16 protein-coding genes are annotated in these 26,855 nt (G+C 44.6%); 10 read left to right on the top strand and 6 right to left on the bottom strand.

Features of this window, described 5'->3' with window-relative positions:
• Nucleotides 1–2: 2 nt before the first annotated feature.
• Nucleotides 3–1,067 carry a YqhG family protein gene (locus tag R50345_RS10820; protein ID WP_042126429.1) on the bottom strand — a complete coding sequence of 355 codons (1,065 nt, stop codon included), beginning with the start codon at nt 1,065–1,067 and terminating at the stop codon, nt 3–5.
• Entirely contained in the window at nt 1,064–2,809 is a 1,746-nt protein-coding gene (locus R50345_RS10825) for a DEAD/DEAH box helicase (RefSeq protein ID WP_042126431.1), read from the bottom strand. Before R50345_RS10825 ends, R50345_RS10820 begins: the two co-directional genes overlap by 4 nt.
• A gap of 403 nt (nt 2,810–3,212) precedes the next feature.
• Here R50345_RS10825 and R50345_RS10830 point away from each other — a divergent pair, with 403 nt between their 5' ends.
• Nucleotides 3,213–5,855 (top strand): adenosylcobalamin-dependent ribonucleoside-diphosphate reductase, encoded by a 2,643-nt coding sequence (locus tag R50345_RS10830; RefSeq protein WP_042126433.1) that lies wholly within the window; start codon nt 3,213–3,215, stop codon nt 5,853–5,855.
• 359 nt (nt 5,856–6,214) lie between these two features.
• Here R50345_RS10830 and R50345_RS10835 read toward each other — a convergent pair whose 3' ends face one another.
• Nucleotides 6,215–6,613: a cytidine deaminase gene (locus R50345_RS10835; protein ID WP_036689594.1), complete on the bottom strand. Its 399-nt coding sequence runs from the start codon at nt 6,611–6,613 to the stop codon at nt 6,215–6,217.
• A gap of 266 nt (nt 6,614–6,879) precedes the next feature.
• Here R50345_RS10835 and R50345_RS10840 point away from each other — a divergent pair, with 266 nt between their 5' ends.
• Complete coding sequence (locus R50345_RS10840) at nt 6,880–7,839, top strand: methylenetetrahydrofolate reductase (protein WP_231574145.1); 960 nt, start codon at nt 6,880–6,882, stop codon at nt 7,837–7,839.
• A 275-nt stretch (nt 7,840–8,114) separates the two neighbouring features.
• The gene (locus R50345_RS10845; protein ID WP_042126435.1) at nt 8,115–10,103 is read left to right on the top strand and encodes an elongation factor G; all 1,989 of its coding nucleotides are present in this window, start codon (nt 8,115–8,117) and stop codon (nt 10,101–10,103) included.
• Between the two features lie 194 nt (nt 10,104–10,297).
• Here R50345_RS10845 and R50345_RS10855 read toward each other — a convergent pair whose 3' ends face one another.
• A complete protein-coding gene (locus R50345_RS10855) occupies nt 10,298–10,636 on the bottom strand; it encodes a winged helix-turn-helix transcriptional regulator (RefSeq protein ID WP_042126439.1) in 339 nt (112 codons plus the stop codon).
• A gap of 152 nt (nt 10,637–10,788) precedes the next feature.
• On the opposite strand from R50345_RS10855, the gene R50345_RS10860 reads away from it, so the two are divergent.
• From R50345_RS10860 to R50345_RS10865, 3 genes are all read left to right on the top strand, one after another.
• Nucleotides 10,789–11,700, top strand: a complete 912-nt coding sequence (locus R50345_RS10860) for a DsbA family oxidoreductase (protein WP_042126441.1) — start codon at nt 10,789–10,791, stop codon at nt 11,698–11,700.
• A gap of 33 nt (nt 11,701–11,733) precedes the next feature.
• Nucleotides 11,734–11,880, top strand: a complete 147-nt coding sequence (locus R50345_RS31915) for a hypothetical protein (protein ID WP_231574146.1) — start codon at nt 11,734–11,736, stop codon at nt 11,878–11,880.
• Nucleotides 11,881–12,331: 451 nt separating this feature from the next.
• A complete protein-coding gene (locus tag R50345_RS10865; protein WP_042126443.1) occupies nt 12,332–12,814 on the top strand; it encodes a DinB family protein in 483 nt (160 codons plus the stop codon).
• A 167-nt stretch (nt 12,815–12,981) separates the two neighbouring features.
• Here R50345_RS10865 and R50345_RS10870 read toward each other — a convergent pair whose 3' ends face one another.
• Both R50345_RS10870 and R50345_RS10875 read right to left on the bottom strand, forming a co-directional pair.
• Nucleotides 12,982–14,592 carry a response regulator gene (locus R50345_RS10870; protein ID WP_042126444.1) on the bottom strand — a complete coding sequence of 537 codons (1,611 nt, stop codon included), beginning with the start codon at nt 14,590–14,592 and terminating at the stop codon, nt 12,982–12,984.
• Between the two features lie 30 nt (nt 14,593–14,622).
• Nucleotides 14,623–16,401 (bottom strand): sensor histidine kinase, encoded by a 1,779-nt coding sequence (locus tag R50345_RS10875; protein ID WP_231574147.1) that lies wholly within the window; start codon nt 16,399–16,401, stop codon nt 14,623–14,625.
• A 351-nt stretch (nt 16,402–16,752) separates the two neighbouring features.
• On the opposite strand from R50345_RS10875, the gene R50345_RS10880 reads away from it, so the two are divergent.
• The 4 genes from R50345_RS10880 (at nt 16,753) to R50345_RS31265 (ending at nt 26,785) form a co-directional block, all read left to right on the top strand.
• Nucleotides 16,753–18,096: an ABC transporter substrate-binding protein gene (locus tag R50345_RS10880; RefSeq protein WP_042126446.1), complete on the top strand. Its 1,344-nt coding sequence runs from the start codon at nt 16,753–16,755 to the stop codon at nt 18,094–18,096.
• Between the two features lie 101 nt (nt 18,097–18,197).
• Nucleotides 18,198–19,136 (top strand): carbohydrate ABC transporter permease, encoded by a 939-nt coding sequence (locus R50345_RS10885; protein ID WP_042126448.1) that lies wholly within the window; start codon nt 18,198–18,200, stop codon nt 19,134–19,136.
• 15 nt (nt 19,137–19,151) lie between these two features.
• Nucleotides 19,152–19,991, top strand: coding sequence for a carbohydrate ABC transporter permease (locus tag R50345_RS10890; RefSeq protein WP_081954054.1), 840 nt, complete (start codon nt 19,152–19,154; stop codon nt 19,989–19,991).
• Nucleotides 19,992–20,116: 125 nt separating this feature from the next.
• Entirely contained in the window at nt 20,117–26,785 is a 6,669-nt protein-coding gene (locus tag R50345_RS31265; protein WP_156114776.1) for an S-layer homology domain-containing protein, read from the top strand.
• Nucleotides 26,786–26,855 lie beyond the last annotated feature (70 nt).

A 26,855-nucleotide genomic window follows, 5' to 3' on the forward strand; every position in this document is an offset into this window, starting at 1 on the left:
TTCTATAGACTTCGTAGATGAAACAGTCCATAGGTTATCGCAGAAACTGCAATTTGCGGCTCATATTGCCAAATGGTCTCCTGTCGACGACGGTTATATTGCTCCTGAGTACCTAAACGTTTTTCTTCATCCGGCTCTTTCAGCAGTTCTCCGTAATAAATATCAATGATAGCCAGCTCGATTCTAAGACGCTCACGTGCCTGTTCTGCCCAAGAGTAATCAAGTTCGGCTAGATGAGAGGTAAGATGAGCCTCTAATAAATCTGTAGCGGCTGTAACTGTTAATTCATAAGGCTGAATATGCACGTTTTCCGGTAAACGGGGGGTCATCTCCCGCGAGGATATCTTTGCGTTAAAGTCATCAATAATGGTCCCTTTTGTCAGAGATATTCCAAGATAATGCAGTTCTTCCCGTTTCAAATCACAGCTCATTTCGACTTTATAACAGACACCGAGCCACGGTTCATAGGCTGCAGAGAAAAGTGTATTCCGCTGCCTGCTACCGGGGTCCTCAAATAAGTAAAGGCATTTCCCTTCATCTTGAGCTGCACTCCAAATTTGCTGAAGGCGCTTGCTACCATAAATGATATCTTCACGTCTTATCATGCCAGGTCCAATTCGAGGCAGGGCCGGTACAATCCCGAAGTAGCGGGCAAGGATACTGTCTTCAGGATTTGAGGAAGGGACATGAACCACATTTGATTCAGATGTTTCTGAATTTAAAAGATCTGTGCTAGCCTCAACATCAGCAGTAGCACTCATCACTGGGTCTCCGGTAATTGACTGTTTTAATGCCAGGGTGCTGCGATTTACTGTTGGCGGAACTTCTATAGCTGCCTGGCTGTCGTATTTTTCCGGATCGAATACAAAGGTGAAAGAGAGTGTCTCTGGATCAACTCCAGTACGCTCCACGAACCCCCAATAATAAGGTCGATCTGTAAGCATTCTGTCAGCTCTTGGCGATAGCTTTACAGTTACGTGAATGGGCGATACTTCAATAATGGAGCATTCTGTTGCTTCCAAATAGTCCATAACATGTTTACGTACTTCCTGTGAGGTGAGGGTCATGTCGCAGTCTCACTTTCTTTTTTGATACCCTGAGTTAACTCGCTGAGGGATTCACCGATATGATCTAGCTCATTACGCAGTTCTTCATCGGAGCGGGATTCGAGCATGATTTTGTATAAACTTTTCTCCAGAGATTCTTTCTTCTCAAATCGCTCCAGAATCACATCCAGCCCGCCAATGACCATTTCGAACATATTGATCTTCTCGTGTAGCAGATGCAGAATATGTTCTTCAATCGTGCCCTGCGTGGACAAATTATAGATAACCACGTCATTTTCCTGACCTAACCGATGCACCCGCCCAATCCGCTGTTCTACTCTCATGGGATTCCAAGGCAGATCGAAGTTGATCATATGGTGACAGAACTGCAGGTTAATGCCCTCACCACCCGCCTCAGTAGCGATCATTACTTGAGCACGACCGCGGAAGAGATCCATCATCCAATCTTTTTTGCCGCGATTCATCCCGCCTGAATAAGAAACACACATTAGCCCATGTTCGCGGAAATACTGAAGCAAATATTCTTGAGTCGCACGATACTCTGTAAAGACAATGACTTTTTCATTCATTTCTTGAATGAGAGATAGTGTTGTTTCGGCTTTGGTATTGGTCTTAACCGTACGAAGTGTCTGCAATAGCTCCATCATCCGATCGCGTTTCGGCGAATCGGCGGGCAGCTTCTTGATCAGATTAACTAAAGTGATGAACACAGCATCTCGACTGCTGCATACCTCGCGCTGAAGCGTTACCAAGGAAAGCATGCTGCTAAGATTGCCGCCTGATTCCTGATACTGATCTTTAACAAAAGAAGTGACAGCGTCATATAATACTCTCTCTTCCTGTGAAAGAACTAGCGGAATATTACGGACTTTTCGTTTCGTAAAGTTAACTGGACCTTCGCCACGCCGATTGCGGATCATCACCTTCGATAGCTCGTCCCGTAGCTGACCTTCATTCTTAGGTTGGCGTTTATCAACGACGAAATTCGAAGCGAAATCACCCTGATTTCCAAGTTGCCCCGGTTTCAGTAAAGTGATCAAATTAAATAGCTCGCCCAGATCATTCTGAACGGGAGTAGCGGTTAGGAGCAGGCAATATTTTTTGCGTAATTGCTGTACAAATAAATAATTGGTTGATTTTTTATTTTTCAGCTTGTGGGCTTCATCAATAATCAACATGTCATATTCATTTTCCAGCAGCATTTCTTTATGTGGATCGCGTTTAGCGGTGTCCATAGATGCGACAACAATCGCATTTCCCCAGGAATATGCTTTTTTCTGTGCTACAGCAGCGATACCAAACTTGGCATTTAGCTCGCGAACCCACTGCAATACGAGGGAAGCGGGTACCAGAATAAGTACCTTAGAGACTAGACCGCGAACAAGATATTCCTTGAGTACAAGTCCAGCTTCAATCGTCTTTCCAAGTCCGACCTCATCTGCAAGAATCGCGCGGCCCGACATCTCAAAAAGAACTTTATGCGCGGTATCGAGCTGGTGCGGAAGTGGGGATAATCCGGATAAATGCTTCATGCATTGAAGTTCATCGAAGCTTGTTACTAGACCTGTTTGTTCACCTTGAACAGCAAGTTTGGATAGACGGAAGTCTCCCCACGGACCGCCTTTATCCAGTTTGAGTTCTAGATCCTGTAGCCAATTCCGGTCAAAAGAAAGAGGAACAGGCAGTATAGGCGCTGACTTTCCACCTTTGTGAGGTAGAGAATTACGGAATAATTGCGTCATGGTACAGCCTCCTCAGGTGCTAATTCATATCATCATTCGTAGGAGTAGTATGCTCTTAAACAAGAGAATTCATAACCTTCTATTTTTCTTGATAGCCTTTAAAAAAGAGAGTAAAAGCGAGAAAATACCGCAAGTTTTGCGATATTTCAGCTGCTTGACTCTATTTTCGAAAAAGACCTTCGATACAATATGTGGTATAGTTTAAAAGCTGACGCACACAATATATTGTGACAAAAGCATGAAAATGTGATTTTTTTAAAGTGCGTAGCTGCTATTTGTTATTGACAAGATGAACTTCCTACATACACCCGTAAGGTTGAAGATACGTGTAAGGAAGTTTTTGTTGTGGAGCCCACACCATGAACTGGAACTAATATTTACTACATTGCGGGAGGTTTTTCTATTGGGTAAAGTGGAAGGTAAGCAACGCCTGGAAGGGCTAAGTGAAAAAATATTTTTGGATCGTTATGCTTGGAAGGATGCCGACAGCAATAATGCTAAAGTGGGCGATGTTGTACTAGTTCTAACGAAAGATGATCCGAAATTTCCAACGAAGGAAGTCGGAGAGATCGTAGAACGTAACGGCAGAATTGTAACCGTAAAGACGCGCAGCGGCGAACTTGTGAAATCAGATGTTGAGAAGCTGACGCTTAATATAGAAAAAAAACCAGAGGAAATGTGGGATCGTCTGTCTTCAGCTATGGCTTCTGTGGAGAAGACTCCTGAGCTTCAAGAAGAATGGGCGGGCAAATTCCGTTCGATTCTGGATGATTGGAAGCTCGTACCGGGTGGACGAATTGCGGCTGGTGCTGGCGCTAGTGAGGAACTAACCCTGTTTAACTGTTATGTAATTCCTTCTCCAAAGGATAGCCGCGGCGGTATTATGGAGACGTTGGCTGAAATGACAGAAATAATGGCTCGTGGTGGCGGTGTAGGGATTAACCTATCCTCTCTACGTCCACGTCGTGCAATTGTGAGAGGTGTTAATGGTTCTTCTAGTGGTTCTGTATCTTGGGGCGGTCTGTTTAGTTATACCACTGGACTCATTGAACAAGGCGGTAGCCGCCGCGGTGCACTCATGCTCATGATTAATGACTGGCATCCAGATGTAGAGGACTTCATTACGGTGAAGCAAACGATGGGTCAAGTTACGAATGCGAACCTTTCGGTATGTGTGAGCAATAGCTTTATGAAGGCTGTAAAAGAGAATCTAGATTGGGATCTCGTATTCCCGGATACAACAGACCCTGATTATAATGATGTGTGGGATGGCGATCTCGACAAGTGGAAGGCTGCAGGCAAAAACGTTATTCATTATCGAACTGTTAAAGCGCGTGATGTGTGGCGCACCATTATCGAATCCGCTTGGAAATCCGCTGAGCCAGGTGTTGTGTTCATGGAATATTACAATCAAATGTCCAACAGCTGGTATTTCAATCCGATCATTTGTACGAACCCATGTGGGGAGCAAGGTCTGCCAGGCTGGGGAGTCTGCAATTTGTCAGCTGTGAACCTGTCCAAGTTCTATGATGAGAAGAATCATGATGTAGACTGGGAAGATCTCGCAAGAACAACACGCTATTCCGTTCGTTTCTTGGATAATGTCATCGATAAGACCCCTTATCATTTCCCAGAAAATGAAGCGAATCAGAAAAATGAACGCCGTGTGGGTCTCGGAACGATGGGTCTTGCCGAACTGATGATCAAATTGAACATCCGTTACGGTAGCCCGGAATCTTTGGAGTTTCTGGACAAGCTTTACGGCTTTATGGCTCGTGAAGCATACCTTGCATCCGCAGAGATTGCAGGTGAGAAGGGATCCTTCCTAGCTTTTGATACTGAGAAATACTTAATGAGCGGCTTTATGAAAAATATGCTCGAAACGTATCCAGAGGTTGGCGAAGCGATTCGCAAACACGGTATGCGTAACGTTACAGTAATTACACAAGCACCTACAGGCAGCACAGGTACAATGGTAGGTACTTCGACAGGTATAGAGCCTTATTTCGCCTTCAAATATTTCCGTCAAAGTCGTCTTGGGTATGATGAGCAGTTCGTTCCGATCGCCCAAGAATGGCTTGAAGCTCATCCAGGTGAAGAGCTGCCAGATTACTTCGTAACCTCGATGGATTTGTCGGCTAAGGATCACATTCGTGCACAAGCAGCGATTCAACGCTGGGTGGATAGCTCGATTTCTAAGACAGCCAACTGCCCGTCTGACTTCACAGTAGAAGAGACGGCTGAGCTGTATGAAATGGCCTTCGATCTGGGATGCAAAGGCGTTACAATTTATCGTGACGGTAGCCGTGACGTGCAAGTGCTGCAAACCTCTAAGAAGGAAGACGCAGCAGAAGAGGTAGCTCCAGCTGTTGAAGTTACAGCTGCACCTGAAGCAAGTACAAGTGTTGTAGCAGCAAGCCCAGCACCTCAAGCATCTACTAAAGAGCTGGACAAACAATACAAGAAACGTCCGCAAGTTCTACGCGGTGCAACCTATAAAATCAACACACCTTTCGGTATGGCATATATTACGATCAATGATCTAGATGGTACGCCGGCAGAAATCTTCCTGAATGTGGGTAAAGCAGGCTCTGACGTCTTTGCGATGGCAGAAGCACTTGGACGTGTCTGCTCCTTGTTCCTCCGTTATGGAGATCATGGCGAGAAGGTAGAACTGTTGATCAAACATCTGAAAGGGATCGGTGGGTCAGGCGCTATCGGCTTCGGTGCGAATCGAGTTGAATCCATTGCTGATGCTGTAGCTAAAGCACTAGAAACACACGTGCTGAACAACGCTCAGGATGATCATGTGCCTGCACCTATCGCAGCGACTTTGGAGCTGGAGGATTTCAATGAAGCGTTGAACGCGGAGTTGAAGGCGAGTGTTCCTGCGGCAGCTTCTATTGAAGATGGTCAGGGCGGACATGGCGCGCATAACCATACTTCTGCTTCCCGTGACCTTTGTCCTTCTTGCGGCGGTGCTTCGCTGATAAATATTGAGGGTTGTAAGACTTGCGGGAACTGTGGGTATAGTCGTTGTGGGTAAACGGTAGAGCCAATAAATGTTTTATGGGAAAACTAGAAATGTGACTATGCATAGCTACTAAAAGCAAGCGATCATCGAGAGGAAGTGTTATCCTTTTATCTCAATGGATCGCTTGTTTTTTTATTATTGATGATGTTATAAGAAACAGAAGAAAAAAACTATGATAAAGAATTTATTGAATTTAGGGTAAGAAATGCTTTGGAAATGATAAAGGTAGTACTTAAAGAAAAAGAGAAGGTTGGAATTGCGATTTGGTAAGTGAACTCTGTGTTCTGACTAAGCTTTTAAACACAAAAACACGCGTACTTGTCTAACACAGGTACGCGTGTTTTGATATTCCACTATGGTAGGTATTATTTTTACATATCTAAATTTTTGAATGCGTAAGGCAATAAATCCCTTAAACTCAGCTCTAAGATTTCTTTTTTCTCATTGGTTAAATAGACAGGCATGTCGGGCAAACAGAATTCCGATAATACTTGTCTGCAGATACTGCATGGCGGCAGAAAATCCATTGTGTCACCAGCTACAGCTATAGCCTGAAAATCACCTTTAGTATAGCCCTTTGTAATAGCTGTGAAGATTGCTGTTCTCTCTGCACAATTAGTAGCACCAAAAGATACATTTTCTACGTTTACTCCATTAATAACATTTCCATCTTTAAGTAATAAGGCTGCTCCAACTGGAAATTTAGAATAAGGGGCATAAGCAGCTTTCTTTGTGTTACGTGCGCTTTCCATTAATTCTTCTTTATTCATAATACTCACCCTTTTTAAATAAGAATGAACCTTTCGGTCCCCTTATCGCCAACTTTAAGGTTGGCAGGACTTCTAATATTATAGTCAGACCAAATGGTTGTCAACATTAAAATCTAGAAGCTCCGCCTCCATGATGCACTACTCGATAAGTACCAATAGGGAATCATAGCCTTAAGATATAACTAGATATAGTAAATATAAGTTATACATATTAAGCCTGCCATGGTAGCCTTAACTTATAAGAGACAAGTAGAGGAGTTTTTAATTTGGAAGCCGCTGGGAACACATTTAAACAAAAAATATTGAGCAAGAAACCTGGTATTTTAACATATGGGATGACACCACCGAAGGCAAGCCATTCACCAGAAAAGATATCAGAAATTGCACAGAAACAGGTTGAAAGACTTAAAAACGTTGATTTAGATGCTTTAATTCTTTACGACGTCCAGGAGGAAGCAGAAAGAGTTGATCATGAAAGACCTTACCCATACTTACCAACGATTGATCCGGCTATCTATGGTGATAAATACCTAGGACAAGTGGAGGTCCCGAAAATAATTTATCGGTGCGTCGGTAATGATACAAGAGCTTCGTTCGCGGATTGGATTAAGACTGACGAAAGTGAAGACAGATTTTCCGTGTATGTGGGCGCTTCGTCAAGTAAGCAAGAGGTGAAATTGAATTTACCAGATGCTTATAAGCTAAGCAAACAGTTAAATAGTAATTTGAATTTTGGAGGAGTTGTCATTCCTGAAAGACATATAAAAAAGAATGATGAGCATACACGGATTGTCGAAAAGATTAACAATGGGTGCAGCTTTTTTATCACTCAGGCAACTTATAATGTAGAGGCATCAAAGAATTTATTGTCTGATTTATATTATTACAATACAAATAAGGGTTTTGAAATGGTTCCTATTTTATTTAATCTTGCACCATGTGGCACAGCGAAAACATTACAATTTATGAAATGGTTGGGGATCAGTATCCCGGGATGGTTAGAAAATGAATTGAAATACTCGAACGATATTTTGGATAAATCCATTCAGCTATCTCAAAAAATATTTGAAGAACTATTTGAGTTCGGGCTGGAGAAGGGAATTCCAATTGGATGCAGCATTGAAAGTGTTTCAACAACTAAGTTGGAGATTGAAGCATCCATTCAGCTTGCTAAAGATGTAAAGGCGTTTCTAGATAAAAAGCTGTTGAGTCTAGAAAGTAGATGATTTATTGTTTTAAGGAGATTGAGCCGGTAATCCTTTCTGTTAAGGGTTACCGTTTTTTTATAAGTTAATAGGGACATAATCATCATCTCAATAGCTTGTCTAGTGCCTTTCTTGCATTATTGTAGCTAAATCCTTCATCGAGGATGGTTATGTCATTGGATAATATGGATCTTCGGGCGTTACTGTATGCTGTAGGTGGTGAGAGATTCTGTACAAGCTACTAGATTTCGGCTACGATTCTTATATAACAGATTGACTGAATGGATGGTAGAAATATGTATTGTAAACTGTCAGAAGCATCACCAATCACCATCGGACTGCTAGCACATGTTGATGCCGGCAAAACCACCTTCGCAGAGCAGCTCCTATACCATGCTTCCGGAATTAAGACTCGGGGGAGAGTCGATCATCAGGATGCCTTTTTGGATAGTCATGAGATGGAGCGGGCACGGGGGATAACGATTTTTGCTGACCAGGCGGTGATGAAATTTAACGAACAATCGTATCAGCTCATTGACACACCGGGGCATGTCGATTTTTCAGCTGAGATGGAGCGCGCTTTACAGGTCATGGATTATGCGGTAGTCATCTTAAGTGCTGTGGAGGGCATTGAAGGGCATACCGAGACGGTCTGGCAATTGCTACAGGAATATGGCATACCCACTTTTATATTTATTAACAAAATAGATCGTACCGGTGCTGACGTCCAGCGTGTGCTAAAAGCGTTAAGGCAGCAATTTTCGCCGGATATGTTGTATTTGGCAAAAGGTCTAGATCAGAGCATGCTGCCTGAAGAGGTCATTACCGCCGTTGCTGAGCGAGATGAAACCTTGATGGAGGCATATCTCGAAGACAACATTTATCCTGGGCAGGTATTGGCTACGCTGAAACTAATGGTTAAAGAACGGGTGGTTTTTCCCGTTATGAGTGGAGCAGCTCTATTGGATCAGGGGATTGCGGAATGGATGCAGACGATGCAACTACTAATGGAATCGACTTATGAAGTAAACACAGTATTCGGGGCACGAGTATATAAGGTGCGTCATGAGCTGCAAGGCACGCGACTGACTTTTATGAAGATATTAGCTGGGAAATTACGGGTACGGGAGGATCTCTGCTATAGCACTTCAGAACATGAGGAGTTAAGCCAGAAAATCACTTCTATTCGTATCTATCATGGGGGGAAATATACTTCATGTGATGAAGCCTCCGCGGGACAGCTTGTTGCCGTTACGGGCCTAACCGATGCAGCCATTGGACTGGGTATAGGTAATCATTCAGATCGAGTAGAATCCCGTCTTGAGTCAGCGTTGAAATCCAAAGTTGTATTCAATTTGGGGATATCATCCAGAGAAGTGCTACGCTATTTCATGATCCTGCAAGCCGAAGACCCTACACTGCAAGTGACATGGGAGGACAAGCTGGAGGAGATTCATGTTCATGTGATGGGAATGATCCAGCTAGAGGTACTTCAGCAGGTGGTGTTAGACCGTTTTCAGCTCAAGGTAACGTTCTCAAAGCCAGAGATATTATACAAAGAGACGATCACAGAGACTGTGATTGGCTGTGGGCATTTCGAACCTCTTAAGCATTATGCAGAGGTGCATCTCCGGCTTGCGCCTGCGAAACGTGGTGAGGGTATTACATATCGCAGTACATGCCATGTTGAGCAGCTCAGCACAGGGTATCAACATCTCGTCGGTCAGCATTTACTTGAAAAGGACCATCGTGGAGTTCTTACCGGCTCTCCCGTCACCGATCTGTGTGTAACGCTTTTAACCGGGGCAGCGCATCAGAAGCACACTCATGGCGGTGATTTTCGGGAGGCAACACTTCGGGCACTGCGGCAGGGATTGGAGCAAGCGAACACTATTCTACTGGAACCCTATTATCAATTCAAAATCAAAGTCGATGCAGAGCTTATCGGACGCGTAATGTCTGATATACAGCTTGCCCATGGTGAATTTGACTCGCCAGAAATGCTAGGTGAATCCATGCTTATTCAGGGACGTGCGCCTGTCGCGACGTTCATGCATTATGCAGTAGAACTTGCTTCATTCACGAAGGGCAAAGGAGCAATCTCGATGAAGTTAGGCGGTTATCAGCCATGTCATAACCCAGAACAGGTCATCGCAAGGATTGGATACGACCGCAGCGCTGATCCTGAGTACACCTCCAGCTCTATGTTCTGTGCAAAGGGAGCGGGATATAGCGTTCCTTGGGATGAAGCGCCTTCGTATATGCATTTGGAGATTCAGGAATAGAAGTGAGAGAGACAGGTATTGCCGCAGACTTTGTGGCATACAGCAGCCGATTACGCGAAGCAGCATCTCGAGGAGTACTTATCTCACCCGGAGGTTGAGCGTATCGTTGTCATTAAGTTAGGCATTTCGAAACATCATGAAAAAAAGTGCACAAACCAATCACGGTTTGTGCACTTTTTTCATGAGAAAGCAGTCTAGGAATTATCCTTCACCCCAATATTTCTTTGTCCCCATTCAACAACGGATTCAATTAAAGGCACTAATTCTTTTCCAGATGAAGTCAGAGAATACTCAACTCTTGGTGGCACTTCGTTATACTGCTCCCGATGAATGATTCCATATTCTATAAGATCCCTCAGTGAGTTGGTTAAGGTAGTTCCTGTTATTCCATGCAGTCTTCTTTTTAACTCGTTATAGCGTATGTTGTCGTTCTCACTAAGAATGGCTAGGATCGGGAGGTTCCACTTTCCGCTGATTACATGGAATGCGAAGGTTGCAGGACATAATTGATCAAGTCTAAATTCGTATTTCATACATAACTCCTGTCCAATAGTATTATAAAAGATACTTAGTATTAAAAATAAACGTACTTGTTTGAATTTGTATTGGTATTATAATACTCCCATACAAAGAACTTCTACAAGAGGGCACTTTCTTTGATTCTCCAGTGAAAGGTGATTTATATATGAATAATTCAAATATGATGTGTGACCTTAAAACCGGTGTCTGTGGGCCAGGGGAGGAAGAGCAAATGGAAATGATCGACTTTAATCTACAGTCCCCCAAAATCACACTTTACTATGCAACAGATCCGATCTGTTCCCACTGTTGGGCGCTTGAGCCGGTACTCAATCGTTTTATTCTGCAGTATGGTCAATATTTTAACGTGAAGACGATTATGGGTGGTTTGCTTTCTAGCTGGCATGGTTTTGCAGATGTCTCTAATGGCATTCAACAGCCTTCAGATGTTGCGGAGCATTGGAGAGAAGTCGGTTTACATTCACGTATGCCTATCGATGGTTCTTTGTGGAAAAACAATCCGATTCTTTCTTCGTACCCGCCATCTAGAGTATACAAGGTTATACAAAATACATTTCCGGGTAAAGAAAATGAGTTTTTGCGTCAGGCAAGAGAAGCTGTATTCGCCTTCAATCAGAATATTGGAGAGGAGCAAACATTAGTTGATATAGTCAACAACATTGGGCTAAATGGCGAAAAAATAGTGGCGGATGCTGCTCTTGGATCGGCACAAGATTTGTTAGAGCAGGATTTTGAGTTAGCAGGCAGACTTGGTGTACGTGGATTTCCAACTATTATCATGGTGAATGAAGAAAATAAAGGTGTTAAAATTGTGGGGGCACGATCATTAGAAGCCTATGTCGACGGACTTCAACAAGTTTACAATGGAGATGTAAAAGCTGAAAATGTTCCACCTCTCTCTGAACTTATCAAGGAAGGAAACATTTTGTTCTCCAAGGAAATTGAAGTGTTGTATGATATTGAATCTAGTGATATGGAGTCATTTATAGCCACGGAAATGATAGAGGGGTCATACAGTATTAAGCGGGTTTTAGGTGAATCATACGTAGTATCTTAATTATAATGAAAGAAGCCAGTAACCCAAATTACTTTGGGTTTACTGGCTTCTTTGGCATTTCGCGAAGGTGGATTTGAGGTCGCAAGTGATGATCTGGAGAAACCGCTTGGACGTCCAGCTACTCCAGTAAAAGAAGAAATCCAACAAATTGTTAGCGATTTATCCCAAACCGAAAAATAAGCTATTTTAACATAAAAATAGAATATTATACAATCCAGGTAACACAGAACTAAAGCGTAAAAGCTTCTCGCCCATAATTTGAGTAGTCAATATAGTCAAACATTTGAGGATCTGACAGAGGAGCGGAAAGCGATATTGTCACAGTTACTTGATGGCATAGGGGAGCATTGTTTTATCCAGGGTCCCATTTTTTTCATTATGATGTTCATACAAAAATTGGTGATGCTGCGTCTTTATGTTATGCTAAGCCTAGATTTTAGATGAAATAGAGACCGTTAAGAGAGCGTTATATTATGCGAAAATCATGTATACTCCGAAAGCCCCCTTTTTCTCAAGTTAATTAAAAAAATGATGGTCCTTTAGCGAATTTGTAACAGGCCCTGTGACAGGGTATAATTTACTTGATATAACTAAGAAATCGTTGCTTAACGACTAATAAAGGGGATTTCAAATGTACAGAACAGTTCAAGATTTTCTAGGTGACTGGGCAAGCGCTTCTGCAGGGACGATTCGCGTTCTTGAATCGCTTACCGATGATAAATTAGATCAGGTAATTGTTGAAGGTCACAATTCATTAGGATGGTTAGGTTGGCATTTGGCAACCTGTCCGATGTTCTTTGGTGGTCAGGTAGGTTTAACGCTTACTCCAGTAGGCAATCCGAAGGAAGTTCCGGCTCATGCGGCTGTGATTGTTGAAGCTTATAAGAATATTGCGGCTAATATTGCTTCTGAGGTAGAGAAGTTGACGGACGAGCAAATGGTTGAGAGTGTTCAGACATTTGCTGGATTAACGCCTCGTGGTGCTATGCTTAGATCTCTGATCGATCATCAGACACATCATCGTGGTCAAATGACAGTCCTTTTACGTCAAGCAGGTCTTCGTGTACCTGGCGTAATTGGTCCTACTAGAGAAGAACAAGCTCAAATGAAATAGTTATTGGTACCTTTCCCTAATGATAGATTGGCGACTAGGGAGGGTACTACGAAAAAATCTCGTTTCCCAGACGTTTGTCTTGGAAACGAGATTTTTTGTTGTGGATGTAGTCCTATCTATTATTGCTAAAGATTGCAACTTCTTTTTGCGGGGTTCGGCGATCTCAATTAGCCTGCTTCAATTTGGTGCATATATTCTCTGGGAGAGATCCCCGTTATTTTCTTGAAGACCTTACTGAAATAGAAGGCACTTTCATAACCGAGTTTTTGTGAAATTTCATAAATACGACCTTCTCCCCGTGCCATCATTTCCTTGGCAGCAGTGATTTTGGTCTCCGTGATATATTCCACATAATTGACTTTAGCGACTTTGGAGAACAGATGGCTCAAATAGTTTGGACTGAAATTGAAGACATCGGCCACTTGATTCAGTGAAAGCTTAGTGTCGAGATTTCTTTTGATATATTCCTGGACATTTTTGACGATTTGTTCTTTATAGCTTTGTCTTCGACTTGATAGAATTTCCGAACAGCCGTCACGGAACTGAATTAACCAGCCGGCGATCTCTTCAATTGTATGCATCTGATAGATGGCCCGGTAGCCTTCCGGCTCATTTTCGAAGATATGCTCAACAATGTTTTCTCCATCTGCTAGTAGCGAAGTGGCCATATATAGAATATTGCAGGCGGCATCGGTGGCGGGTACCAATAAGTCGGGGCGGTCTTCAAAGATTTCAATCATTTTGGAGATGATGGTGTACAAAGCAAGAGTATCTAATTCTTCAAATGCACGGCGGATTTCCGAACGGGATTCGGAGAAATCAAACAACGGATGCTCTTGCTCTAGAGGCTCACCCTCAGCGAAAAAAACAAAGGACCGTTCTTTCACAGCAACCGGCAATGCCTTTCGGGCTGCAAGGTAGCTCTCCCGCAGCAAATAAGGCTCCTCGACCGCAAACCCTATGGCACCAATAATCGTTACATTGAAATAGTTATGTAGTACGGATGCCATGTCGGTAAGTTGTTTCTCAATGGCAGACATCCAGTGACTAGGATTGACTCCGGGGACAGGCAGAGCAACGGCGAAATTGCGCAAGTCAAGACTGGTTACATAGCAAGGATTGATAGAGGCAAGTGTATCCTTTGCCAATTGTACTGTGCTTGAGCATAAAGCGACCAGCTTATCCCCACGGGGTGGGACGGTGTCCGGACCCAGAATCCGGCAGGTACAGACCAGGTAGGCGGGCTCGGAAAAGTCTAACGCCAGATCCTCTTTCTGCAGGAGATACTGGTTCTTATTCTCGAACAGGTTGTTGAACAGGCGAATGAAAAACTTATCACGCTGCGCCTGAAGATTCCCGCGGTGAACAAGCTTAGGGTAGCTTTCCATCGTCTGGTAACTCTCAAGAAAAGAAATCGCCTTTCGAATGGATTCGGACAGCGCTTCCGGAGTAAGTTCCAGCTTTACTAGATAATCCGTGGCTTGCACCTCTATGGCTCCGCGTGCATATTGAAACTCTTCATAACTAGTCAACATAATGAACAACGGAAGTCGACCATATTTTTGGCGTATTGAAGCGGCAACTTCTAAACCGCTCTTTATCGGCATTTTGATATCGCTGATTACGATGTCCGGGCGGAGCGTGTCAATCATTTCTTCTTCTTGGGCACCGTTGTGCGCGATACCGACAATCTCTATATTATACTGCTCCCATTTCAGCATAGACTGCAAGCCGATGCAGACTAGAGCTTCGTCGTCGGCGATTAATAATTTAATCAATTTGACCACATCCTTGATAGATTTGCCAATCTACTCTTTTTGTATAAATGGCAGAAGAATTTTCATTAAGGTATATTGGCCCACTTCACTCTCAATCGAAAGACCGTAATTCTCCCCAAAAGCTAGCCGCAAACGCTCATCTACACTACGGAGTCCAACGTTCTCGAACACGCCCTTAGTTCCATCCTCTGGAGCACACAGAATGGTGGAGATTTGTTCTTCCTGCATGCCTACACCGTTGTCTTCAATCGTAACCAGGATATCGGCAAAGCCACTTTTTTTCACTGTGATGAGAATATCTCCTCTGCCTTTGGGCTCGATGCCATGGAAGATAGCATTCTCAACCAGAGGCTGGAGTGTGAAGCGGGGAATCAGCCCGGAGAGCAGTTCTTCATCTTCGATTTCCTTCACCATCGAGACCGTACTGCCATACCGGTATTTCTGAATCAGAAAATAATCATCGAGCAGGCTTAACTCATCTCTCAGTGGCATCAGCCTCCGGTTGTCTTTGGCGATGCTGCGCAGCAGTCTGGAGAGTGAGGTAGTCATTTCAGCAATGCCGGTAGCATTCTGAATGGTAGCCATCCATTTGATTGAATTCAGTGTGTTGTACAAAAAGTGGGGATTGATCTGACTCTGCAGCATCCGGTACTCTAGCTCCTGTTTCTGCTTCTCATCAGCGAGTCGGCTGTCCATGAGCGCAACAATGTCCTGAGACAGACGGTTGATGCCCCGTCCGACATCACCGAGTTCACTTTTCCATTCGATATTACGGTCCAGCAAGAAATTGCCCTGGGCTATCTTATCTATTCGCTTCTTTAATTTTTCTACCGGAAGACTAATAGTGCGAGTTAAGTACAAGGTAATAATGCCGCTTAAGACGATAACGAGTAAACAAACGCCGAGCATTACTAGAATCCATATATTCGCTTTGGGAGCGAACTGATCATTGGATAAGGTCTGTGACAGAATCACTCCACTGCGCACGGGATAAGAGACCACGATTTGACTTTCTTCATTCTCCAGCTTGATCATGGACAGCTCGGTTTGTGGGCCGACAGGCTTATCATCAGTATAGGCTATAGGTTCATACGGTGTAGTCATCGCAGTTACTTTATCGCCAATGAGTTGATAATGATGATTGCCTAGCGTCAGCAGCATTCGGGAGTTCTTTGGCAGGGAATAACCCTTCAGCTTGTCGGTAATTAAGGAAGTATTGGCGAGTAAGTAGACCGTTCCAATTCGGGCAGCCCCATCTCCGTAAATAGGTAGAACAAAAGGAATTCCATTAGTGGTGGAGAGGGGGTCTTTAATCACTTGTTCCCACTGCTCAACAGCATCTTTATTTAGTCCGGGAATTTGACCGATATTGTGTACAGTAAGCGGAATTGAAGTACTGACGGAATTATCCACCTGCAGGAACTTTCCGTTGTTGCCCGTAACAATCAAGCGGCGGACATAGCTATTAGAGCGATTGATCCGAAAATCCTCCTGCATGGAGTTAAAGGCATTAACAGCATCCTTGGCGCTTGCTTTTGGAGAAACAAAATAATCAGTGAGTAATGTATTAGTGGACGAGTTGGTGCTGTTGGTCATCGCCAAAGAGGACAGATTAATCAAATCTTGTTCAATAATATGTGAAACTAGCTGTAGGTTGAACTCGGTCGCCTGGATGGTTGTTTTACGCTGATAATAGGTAATCAATTCATAGCTGAAAAAGGACAGCAGAGCGGCAATCAACAGCGCAAATAGGGTCATAATCAGAATAATACGGCTCTTAATGGTTGATTTTCTTACCGTTGTGAACACTCCTCTACAAAAAGCGGGGAAATATAAAGCGTTTTCAAAAAAAACTTTCAATTCATGCATGTTTAAAGTTAATCTTCTATTTATAATATGCTTAACTGGTTTATCGATATCCATATTAACACCTTAGCATATTCCTGCAATTCCATACAGTGGAAGACAGAGGAGCTGAGAATTTTACATGTTTTAAATAGGATTTTACAGGTTTGAAGCGAGGAGGAAGAGAAGAACAAAGAAAAGTGAATGAACTGAGTTTGAAAATACATGCCATTCCAGAGAGGAAAGTCTTAAACTTTGAAATAGATCGGATGAGCCGATCCGTGTAAACAATCAGAAGGAAAAGGGGATTTTCAAATGAAATTAAAAAGATTCTATGGCATGACTTTAGCCACAATACTTTCCCTAAGTGCGCTAGCCGGATGTTCCGGTAATAACAACAACGAAGGCAGTGCTGCAACAGCTGCTCCAGAAACGAGTAATTCTGCAAGCGCTTCCGCTGATCCGAAGCAAGAGCCTGTGACATTGAAATGGGCACTGTGGGATTGGGAAGCCACTGCATACTATCAGCCGTTGATCGATGCCTATAAAGCTGAGCATCCAAATGTAACGATTGACTATGTGGATCTTGGTTCCACTGACTACATGACAATGCTGAGTACACAGTTGTCCGGCGGTGCAGATCTGGATGTCCTTACAATTAAAGATATTCCTGGCTACTCTAACCTCGTGAAACAAAATCATTTAGAGCCGCTCAAGGGCTTCATGGGAGACCAGAACATTGATCCATCCTTATACGGCGGTACTGTAGAGCAGATCGAAGTGAACGATGAAGTGTATGCGCTTCCTTTCCGCAGTGATTTCTGGATCGTCTACTACAATAAGGATTTGTTCGACAAAGCAGGAGTGGAGTATCCGAGCAACGATATGACATTTGACCAATATGATGAACTTGCTAGAAAAATGACCTCCGGCAGTGGTGCTGAAAAAGTATACGGAGCCCACTACCACACTTGGCGGAGCGCAGTTCAATTGTTCGGTATTCTGGATGGCAAGAACAATGTTGTTGGCGGCAACTACGATTTCCTGAAGCCAACCTATGAACGGATATTGAAAGAACAGGAAGACGGTATCGTTATGGATTACGCTACACTGAAGACTTCAAGTACGCATTATTCCGGAGTATTCTATAACAATTCCGTTGCGATGATGAACATGGGTAGCTGGTTTATCGCGACTCAAATTGAAAAGGTGAAGAGCGGCGAGTCCCAATCAACCAACTGGGGAATTGTGAAATATCCTCACCCGGATGGTGTGGAAGCCGGTACAACCCTGGGTACAATTACTTCTCTGGCAGTAAATCAGAAATCCAAAAATAAAGAAGCGGCACTTGATTTCATGAACTTTGTGACGGGTGAAAAAGGTGCTAAAGTCATTGCTTCCACCGGAACTATTCCAGCGATTAAAAACGATGAAGTTATCAATTCCATAACATCCATCGACGGTTTTCCTACGGATGAGAACAGCAAAGCGGCACTGACTACTGTTCAGACGTATTTGGAGATGCCAATGCATGAAAAGAGTGCAGACATTGAAGTCATTCTTAACGAAGCCCACGATAATATTATGACCAAAAACGCTTCGATCGACGAAGGTCTGAAGGATATGAATACTCGCGTACAGCAGCTCTTGAATAATTAATCTTAAGAGACTCGGTGAATTCTAAGGGCGGGTGAAAGCCCGCCTTTTATAGCAGACAGTATAGATTTGCTCGAAGCTTTAGAAGGTTTGGAGGAGAGAGAATGCAGAACGAAACCATATTGGGGACAAAAAAGATCCCTAAACGTCATTTGTCAAAAGGTGTCCGGGAAAACCTGGTAGCTTACAGCTTCATTGCGCCGAACTTTATTGGATTTGCCGTGTTTACACTGGTACCCATGTTTTTTGCCTTTATCCTTGCTTTTGTGAAATGGGACGGGGCCAATCCAATGAAGTTTATTGGGCTAGACAATTTCACCCGGCTCATCAAAGATATAACATTTCATAAAGCGTTATGGAATACCATTGTCTACACCATCGGTGTTGTACCGTTCACTATGATTGTAGCGCTAGCACTAGCGATTCTACTTAATCAGAAGATAATGGCTCGTAATTTCATGAGAACCGTATTCTTTTTCCCTTATGTAGCATCCTTAGTAGCTGTTGCTGCTGTATGGAACTTTATCTTCAGCCCTACGATGGGGCCGGTCAACAATATTCTACATACCCTTACCGGTATTCCGCTGGAGGATCTTCCCCGCTGGGCGGCGGATAAACACTGGGCAATGTTCACAGTAATACTGTTCACTGTGTGGAAAAACATGGGTTATTACATGGTCATTTACTTGGCAGGTCTTCAGGGGATTAACCCTGAATTGTATGAGGCTGCTGAGCTAGATGGGGCCAACGCCTGGAGAAGATTCCGTAATGTGACGGTTCCTCAGCTAGCGCCAACATCCTTCTTTGTTCTGATGATTTTGGTCATCAATTCGTTCAAAGTCTACGATATCTTTATCAACCTATTTGCCGGCGCTGATAACCAGTTGAACGATTCTACAAGAGTTATGGTTTATCAAATCTACAATACGGCGTTCCGTTCGCTTGATTACGGATATGCCAGCGCCATGGCCATTGTATTGTTTCTGCTGGTACTTGGCATCACCATCGTCCAGTTCCGCGGCGAGAAGAAATACGGACAATAGGAGGATTCAAAAGATATGGTGGGTACAAATAAAGGAATTAGAATCGGCACGATGGTGCTAGTGTATATTTTGTTGTTTGCGACAGTGCTCTGCATGCTTGTTCCTTATATATGGATGTTGTCTTCTTCCCTCAAGCTGAACAAGGATGTGTTCTCGTTCCCGATGCAATGGATTCCGGCGAATCCGCGCTGGGAGAATTTCGTGGATATTTGGACCCGTATTCCACTGGATCGATTTATTTATAACACGGCGAAATTATCAATTATCGTAACGATTTTGCAGCTGTTGACTTCAAGCTTTGCTGCCTATGCATTCTCCAAATTGCATTTCAGAGGGAAGAATGTTTTGTTCCTTGGATATATCGCTACGATTGCAATTCCTTGGCAGGCTTATATGGTGCCGCAATTTATCTTGATGCGTTACATGGGACTTAACAATACCCATTTAGCAATCATTCTGCTACAGGCATTCTCGGCTTTTGGAGTATTTCTGATGCGCCAGTTCTATCAAGGAGTCCCAGATGAATTATGCGAGGCGGCACGAATCGATGGCTTGAGCGAATATGGGATTTGGGCGAGAATCATGTTGCCACTATCCAAGCCGGCCTTGTCTACATTGACGATTTTTACCTTTGTTGCTACATGGAACGATTTCTTGGGGCCAATGATTTATTTGACGGATACGAAACTCAAGACCATTCAAATAGGACTAAGAATGTTCATCTCGCAATATTCGGCCGAGTATGGACTGATTATGGCGGCAAGTGTGGTTTCTATTATCCCGGTAGTAATTGTTTTCCTGGCTTTGCAAAAATACTTTGTGCAAGGTGTTGCAGCATCTGGTATTAAAGGCTAGAAAGTATGGAATCTGGCAGTTGTAGTCATCGCATGCTGCCAGTTTTTTTTAGCTTATTAATGAAATGAATGCGCTTTCTTTATGTGTTGCCGAGAGGCGATTTATAGCAAAAGGAGGATTAAAGAATGAATAGAAAACACTCCGTTAGAAAAAAGCTGTTCTCAATGATGATGACCTCTGCACTTGTAGTTGGAATGTTTCCGGCTCTCCAAATGCCGTCTGTATCTGCAGCTACCGTGGATACTTTCTTTGCAGCCGCCTATATGGGGGCGAAGACATCTTCTGGCACTACCTTGCCTGCTAGCATAGACATTGGAGGCCAGTCTGAGACTGTGAAATGGAATATTGGTGAAGATACCTTTGCCGTTCCTTATGACACAGTGACAGTCACGGGTACAGCGAATGGTGTGCCGGTTGTTGCCAGTGTAGAAGTTATTCCATCATCAAGCAATCCATTGATTTACTTTGTGGACAGCGGCAGGGGAGGCGATTCCGTAGGGAATGGTCCTACTACTTCGCCGCTGTATGAAGCAGTCAAAACGTTGTCCGGCAGCGCTTTGCTCAACCAGTTGCCGGATCAGAAATATGTCAGCGGAACGACGGCCTGGGGATTTGATGATTCCATAAACAAGGTGAAGAACTCCAAAGACGGAGGACTTACCGATCCTGCTACTGATCCATCCATATGGACAGTAGGACTTCGTGCCGACCCTGCTAGCAATCATATCGTTTACAAATTAAAAGCGCCTGAAGCAGGAACCTATACACTCAGTAGTGGTTTCCATGATTGGTATGGCAGCCGCACTCGGGTAATACAGCCTCAGATCGAGTATAAGGATACAAATGGAGCAACAAAGATGCTCTCGTTTGCACTATTTAATACCAATGTGACACAGCTTATTTCCGGTGAATTCACGATTCCCGGTGATATCGACGCTAGTAGCCCCATGACATTGACCTATGCCTATGTCTCCGGTGAGAAGCCTATCTTGAGCTGGTTCGCCGTTGCCAAGGGAGGGATTCAGAAAGAGATCGAAGATACTCGGCAGACTGCAGCTTCTATGGTCAAGGTTCTGCTCGACGGCAACGATATTAAAGCGGAAAACGTCAACGGCCTCACGTTTAAGGGATTTGGCGTACTAAGTGCCAACAGCACCAGTGCCCTGTTGATGGATTATAAGGCTGAGCATCCGGATGCTTACGCAGAAATGCTGCAGATTCTGTTCGGTGGAGATCATCCCATCATGACACATGTGAAAATCGAGATGGGTAATGACCGCAATAACTCTACCGGTCCAGACCCGGCCACAATGCGTACGCCTGATGAAGAAGCCAATGTCACCCGGCATCCCGGTTTCCAGCTTGCGGCAGATGCCAAGGCTACGAATCCGGATCTCAAGGTGAGCATCCTGCGATGGAGTGCTCCGGCCTGGGCGAGCGACAACGATAAAATCTATACCTGGTATAAAAATACCATTCTTGCCGCTTACCGTGAGTATGGCTATATGGTCGACTATGTCAATCCCCATATCAACGAGCATACGCCGGATTTGGCGTGGACCAAACAGTACGCCGAACGTGTTAAAACAGATAACGAAGGTTTTGCAAGCCCAGAAGAGCAATCGCTCTATAACCAGATCAAGATTGTGATTTCAGATGAAGTCGGGATCGGATCATTTGGCGGCAGTATGGTAAGCGATGCTTCTTTAAGGGAAGCGGCTCCGATCGCCGGATATCACTATAACACTGACGACGACAGCGCAGGCAATTTCAAGAAGCTCGCAGAACAATATGATATTGAAGTATGGAACAGCGAGGCGCAGTCTACCTTCAGTAACTCCGCCTTCCGTCCCAATAATAATGTAAAGGATCCTACAGTGGCAGGAACCGGCATTGGCGGTGTTGGCAGTCCGCTGGAGATGAGCAATACGATTATTAAAGGATTCGTCAATTCCCGCCGGACGCACTTTATTTATCAGCCGGCCATCGGCTCTTTCTACGAGGGCGGTCAATATTCGTTTAAGGAACTACTTAGCGCCCGTGACCCGTGGTCGGGATGGATTCACTATGATGCAGGCCTTGTTGCATTGCAGCATTACAGCTGGTTCGCCAATGTGGGCTGGGAGAACGAGGATAATACTGCAGGGATTTGGAGAGCGGTACCTAAGGCTAGCTCTACGGGTGCGACAGGCACCAACCCTGTTAGCGGACGCAACGGTTCTCCTAGCTATATGACACTTGCTGCACCTGACAAAAGCGATTTCTCAACCGTTATCGTGAATGACAGTGAGTATGCCAAAACCTATAAGCTTCAGACGTTAAATATGAACTTTGACGGGAATCCATCACTGGAAGTATGGGAGACCCGTGCGGCCGACGCGGGGGAAGCCTTCAACAGTAATTATATGAAATATCTCGGGGATGTCGCTGTTGATGGCAGCGGGGTTTATACCGTTCATGTCAAACCATATTCAACAGTGACTGTGACCACTTTGAAGAACAAGGACAAAGAGGCATATCAAACACCTTTACCTGTAGAAGGCGAACGCACTGTGCTTGATACCGATGCAACGGGGAGGGTTCAAAATTACGCGGACAATATTCTGTATGCCGATGATTTTGACTATTCCAATCAATCCGTTGTGAAGATCGGAGCAAGCGGGCAGAGTGAGGGTACCCAAAGCTATATAGAATCCCGCGGCGGCTCTAAAAGTGTGATACCGCGCTATACACACGACCGTAACGGTGCATTCGAGGCATATCTTCCGGACGGGTCTGACAACTATGTTCTGCGCCAACAGCTGGATTCGGGAATTATGGGGCTGGGCGGCACTTGGAACGGTGGAGATCCCGTGACGGCTATCGGTGATAACCGATGGACGAATTACAAGGCCAGTGTAGATGTTTCGTTCGAGACGAACAATACGCAGGGTGGTGCCAATTATGCTGCGATTGGTGCACGGTATCAAGGAGGTGGCAGTTCTCACACTATAAACGGCACACCTTATGTGTTGAAATTCTGGTTTGACGGAGGCTGGCAGCTGCTGGTCAATAGTAGTGCAGTAGCGAGTGGTAATGTAGTGAGCGGTTCCGGTGGAGTTAAGCTCGACGGATTTAACGCCGCATATGATGCCTGGCATAACCTTGCCATTCAGGTTGCAGGTGATAAAGTGACTGCCTATCTGGACGAAGTGAAGCTGGCCTCTTATACTGATCCGAACCCTGAATTGTCTGGACGGGTAGATTTAGCCAGTGGATACTATCATGTTCGCTTCGATAATTTAAAAGTTGAGACGGTTGACGGCTATGCACCATACTATTCCGAATTACTGGATAATCTTGAGATGTTTGACCTAGCTGCTACACCGGGTCCTAAACTGAAATACAGTGGGTCGTGGAGTCATCAAAACGGCGCAGGCATGTATATTTACCAACGTTCCCTCTCTACTACTCAAGGTGCAAATGCTACGATGGAATATTCTTTTGAAGGCACGGGGCTAGATATTCTGGGACCGAATAATGGATCGGCTAAGCTAGAAGTGACCGTTGATGATGAAATTGTCATGCTGTCAGCCGATACCATGGCTTCTAAAGAACTCTACCAAACGTACACCCTTCGCGGACTTAAATATGGACAGCATAACGTTCAGATTAAGGTGTTAAGCGGCACATTGGTTGTGGACGCTGTAGCAGTAGTATCCGGTGAGGTAAAGGGAGCTGTGGATACAGCTGCACTACAAGCAGCGGTAACAGCATCAAAAGAAATTAATAAACTGGATGAATATTCTGAGAGAGATTGGCTGCTTTTTGCAACCGCACAGAACGCCGCACAGGAAGCATTGGAGAATGCTGCTGACTACAGGCTGGATCAAGAAGGAGCTATACATCTTGCGGGACGTCTGATCTCTGCTCAGAACCAATTGACTACAGGGGATGTACGGGAGCTTATTGCTCCTCAGGATATGGCTACTGCTGTCGGTAAACTGCCGAATCTTCCTGATAAGCTGGAGGCTACTCGTGAAGATGGATCCAAATTGTTTGTGTCCGTGAAATGGAATGTAGACGCAGTTAGCTTTAACACACCGTATGAAAGGGTAGCTGTAACTGGCACTTACGGCAATCTAAAAACCATGGCTTATGTAGAAGTGGTACCAGAAGGTCTCGTATACTTTTTGGATCTCGGTGTCTCAGGGGATGTTGTCACACCACCTTATACGGTGATCAAAAATTTCGCGGGCGATAGTCTTTTAAATAGTACAGCGGATCAGCTGTCAACAGGTACAGTGTGGGGCCATACCAATACAGGAGCAAATTATAATCTGAAAGGGCTCGGAGGTGCCGTGGTTATCACGGATAAAACTCAGACAGGTGTTTACAGTTCGAATACAAAGAACACACCTCTGATCTATACCCTCCCATTAAATGCAGGAAAGTACACGATTACATCGTTCCATCGGGACTGGTGGAATATGAGTAACCGCACGATGGATATTACGCTTAGCTATACTGATGCTGAGGGGAAGACGGTGAACGAAACGGTTAAGACCGGTGTTCTCGCAGGTCCTAATGGCATCATGATCAACCATGACTTTACGCTACCTGTGAGCGGTATCGTCAAATATTCGATAAATAACACAAATAGTCAGGCATCTGTGATTAGTTACTTAGCGGTGGCGAAGGACAGGGCCAGCATTGCCAATGAGCAGGCTGTAAACGAGGCTAAGAGCATTATAGAAGGTGCTGCATACAGCGTGCAGAAGGAAACCGCTAACAGCGAGGACGGAGTCCGGACTTGGCTGCTCCAAACAATGAACGGCTTAATCGGGTTCAGTGGTACGGGGGTTACGATGGAGGATATCACTCTATCTTCGTTCCAGGAAGCTACTGATGACACGGCCGGCAGCTTCAGCTTCACAGTATCACTGAACAAGGGTGAGGCTAAGGCAGAAGCTGCGGCCAGCGGAACGATAAAGCTACCGGAGCCAGATATGACGCAGCCGGAGATTACTTTGATAGGTGAAGCCATAGTCAACCTGCAGATCGGTTCTGAATATACGGATGCCGGAGCCACTGCGTATGACGAACAAGACGGTGACATCACAGATCGCATCTCCACAACGGTCAGCAGTGAAGTGTATGGTTTGACCGAGTTAGATACAAGGAAAGCGGATATCTACACCTTCCATTACAATGTCAGCGATGCTGCAGGCAATTCTGCTGCGGAAGTCACCCGCAAAGTAATCGTATCGGAAGATCCGGATGTACTGAAGCCGGTCATTACACTGCTTGGTGAGTCAACTGTTCAACTGGACAATGGCGCAAGTTATACAGATGCCGGAGCCACAGCAGCAGATGACCGTGATGGTGACATTAGCGAACGAATTGTGGCGACAATTACGAAGGATGGAAATCGTACTGAGACGATAGATACCCTATCGGCGGGTACTTATATTTATCATTATAATGTTAGCGATTCCGCGGGAAATATGGCCGTTGAAGTCACAAGAACAGTTACAGTGGGAGAAGCACAGCAACCGCCGACTTCAACACCAACGGTAGAACCAACACCGACAGTTGAGCCAACGGCAAATCCGACACCCACACCTACACCTGTAGTAACCTCAGGGCCAGTGTCAACAACGGCACCGACAGCAGTGGTATCGCCGACACCAACGCCGTTGCCGCAGACCACGAGGATTCTTAATAGTGACGATTTCTCAGCTCCGGTTGGAAGAGTAATAACGGTTCAGCTCACTGAAGGTACGGATTCCGTATTATTACCTGAGGGATTATTAGATATCACAGGAGTGAGCAATCTGCGTCTCGTGTGGAATACATTTGCTATCCATCTGACCCCAGAAGCGCTGAAGAGTATCCAGGAAAAAGCTGCTGGAGGTCAAACGGAAGGAGCACGAATTAAGCTCTCCGCTGTGAAGGTATCAAGAGCTGCCTTAGAACAACTTATGAATAATCCGGCTGTCAACGGTTCAGTTCAGTTAACTGCTGCTAGTGACGTAATTAACTTCAGCCTGGAAGTTATTAGTGCAGGCGGCACTGCCGTACAGGTAACCCATTTTGACAAGCCACTGACGCTTACCTTTACCGTAGATTCGAATACTAATTCCGGTTTGCAAGGCATCTACTATATAGCGGCGAACGGAGCTCTTGAACTTATGGGTGGAACGCTAGCTGACGGAAAATGGAGTGCGGAAATAAAGCATTTCAGCCAGTTTGCGGTTCTAGAGTATGACAAGATATTCTCGGATGTCAGTGAAGATAGCTGGGCTAGGGATGTTATTAAGACAATGGCGGCAAAACATATTATCCAAGGTATTTCTGATACCGAGTTTAATCCGCAGGGGAACGTGACAAGAGCACAATTCGCGGCCATGATTGCAAGAGCGTTAGGCTTAGAGGCAGGAAGTCATTCAACGTTTGTTGATGTGGATTCCAAAGCTTGGTATGCCGAAGCCGTTGCAGCTGTAAGCGAAGCTGGTATAGTGCTCGGTCGCAGTTCGGATACATTCGCACCGGACAACAGCATCACCCGCGAGGAAATGACTGTAATGATCGTTAGGGCTTATGAATTTTCACAAGGCAGCAAAATGAATGATATTTCTGAGAGCTCGTTCAGTGATTATTCCCAGATTCATGACTGGGCACAGAAATCAGCCAGTTTCGCCGAGCAGGCGGGGCTCATAAAGGGACGCGGAAATAAGCAATTCGCACCTCAAGAGGGGATGACCCGTGCTGAAAGTGCGCAAGTTATCGCCAATCTGCTGAGACATTTGTAAGCTGTTTTTCCATGAACCTGGCAGCTGCATTTAGCGGCTGTCAGGTTTTTTATAAGTTCAGTGAAGGGAT

The sequence above is a fragment of the Paenibacillus sp. FSL R5-0345 genome (genome assembly GCF_000758585.1).
In the GTDB taxonomy this organism is placed as follows: Bacteria; Bacillota; Bacilli; order Paenibacillales; family Paenibacillaceae; genus Paenibacillus_AQ.

What these genes read in the sequence shown, in the direction of transcription:
- R50345_RS10865 (WP_042126443.1), top strand. Translation starts at nt 12,332, where the DNA reads ATGTACAGAACAGTTCAAGATTTTCTAGGTGACTGGGCAAGCGCTTCT.
- R50345_RS10845 (WP_042126435.1), top strand. Translation starts at nt 8,115, where the DNA reads ATGTATTGTAAACTGTCAGAAGCATCACCAATCACCATCGGACTGCTA.
- R50345_RS10820 (WP_042126429.1), bottom strand. Translation starts at nt 1,067, where the DNA reads ATGACCCTCACCTCACAGGAAGTACGTAAACATGTTATGGACTATTTG.
- R50345_RS10835 (WP_036689594.1), bottom strand. Translation starts at nt 6,613, where the DNA reads ATGAATAAAGAAGAATTAATGGAAAGCGCACGTAACACAAAGAAAGCT.
- R50345_RS10825 (WP_042126431.1), bottom strand. Translation starts at nt 2,809, where the DNA reads ATGACGCAATTATTCCGTAATTCTCTACCTCACAAAGGTGGAAAGTCA.
- R50345_RS10885 (WP_042126448.1), top strand. Translation starts at nt 18,198, where the DNA reads ATGCAGAACGAAACCATATTGGGGACAAAAAAGATCCCTAAACGTCAT.
- R50345_RS31265 (WP_156114776.1), top strand. Translation starts at nt 20,117, where the DNA reads ATGAATAGAAAACACTCCGTTAGAAAAAAGCTGTTCTCAATGATGATG.
- R50345_RS10855 (WP_042126439.1), bottom strand. Translation starts at nt 10,636, where the DNA reads ATGAAATACGAATTTAGACTTGATCAATTATGTCCTGCAACCTTCGCA.
- R50345_RS10860 (WP_042126441.1), top strand. Translation starts at nt 10,789, where the DNA reads ATGAATAATTCAAATATGATGTGTGACCTTAAAACCGGTGTCTGTGGG.
- R50345_RS10880 (WP_042126446.1), top strand. Translation starts at nt 16,753, where the DNA reads ATGAAATTAAAAAGATTCTATGGCATGACTTTAGCCACAATACTTTCC.
- R50345_RS10890 (WP_081954054.1), top strand. Translation starts at nt 19,152, where the DNA reads ATGGTGGGTACAAATAAAGGAATTAGAATCGGCACGATGGTGCTAGTG.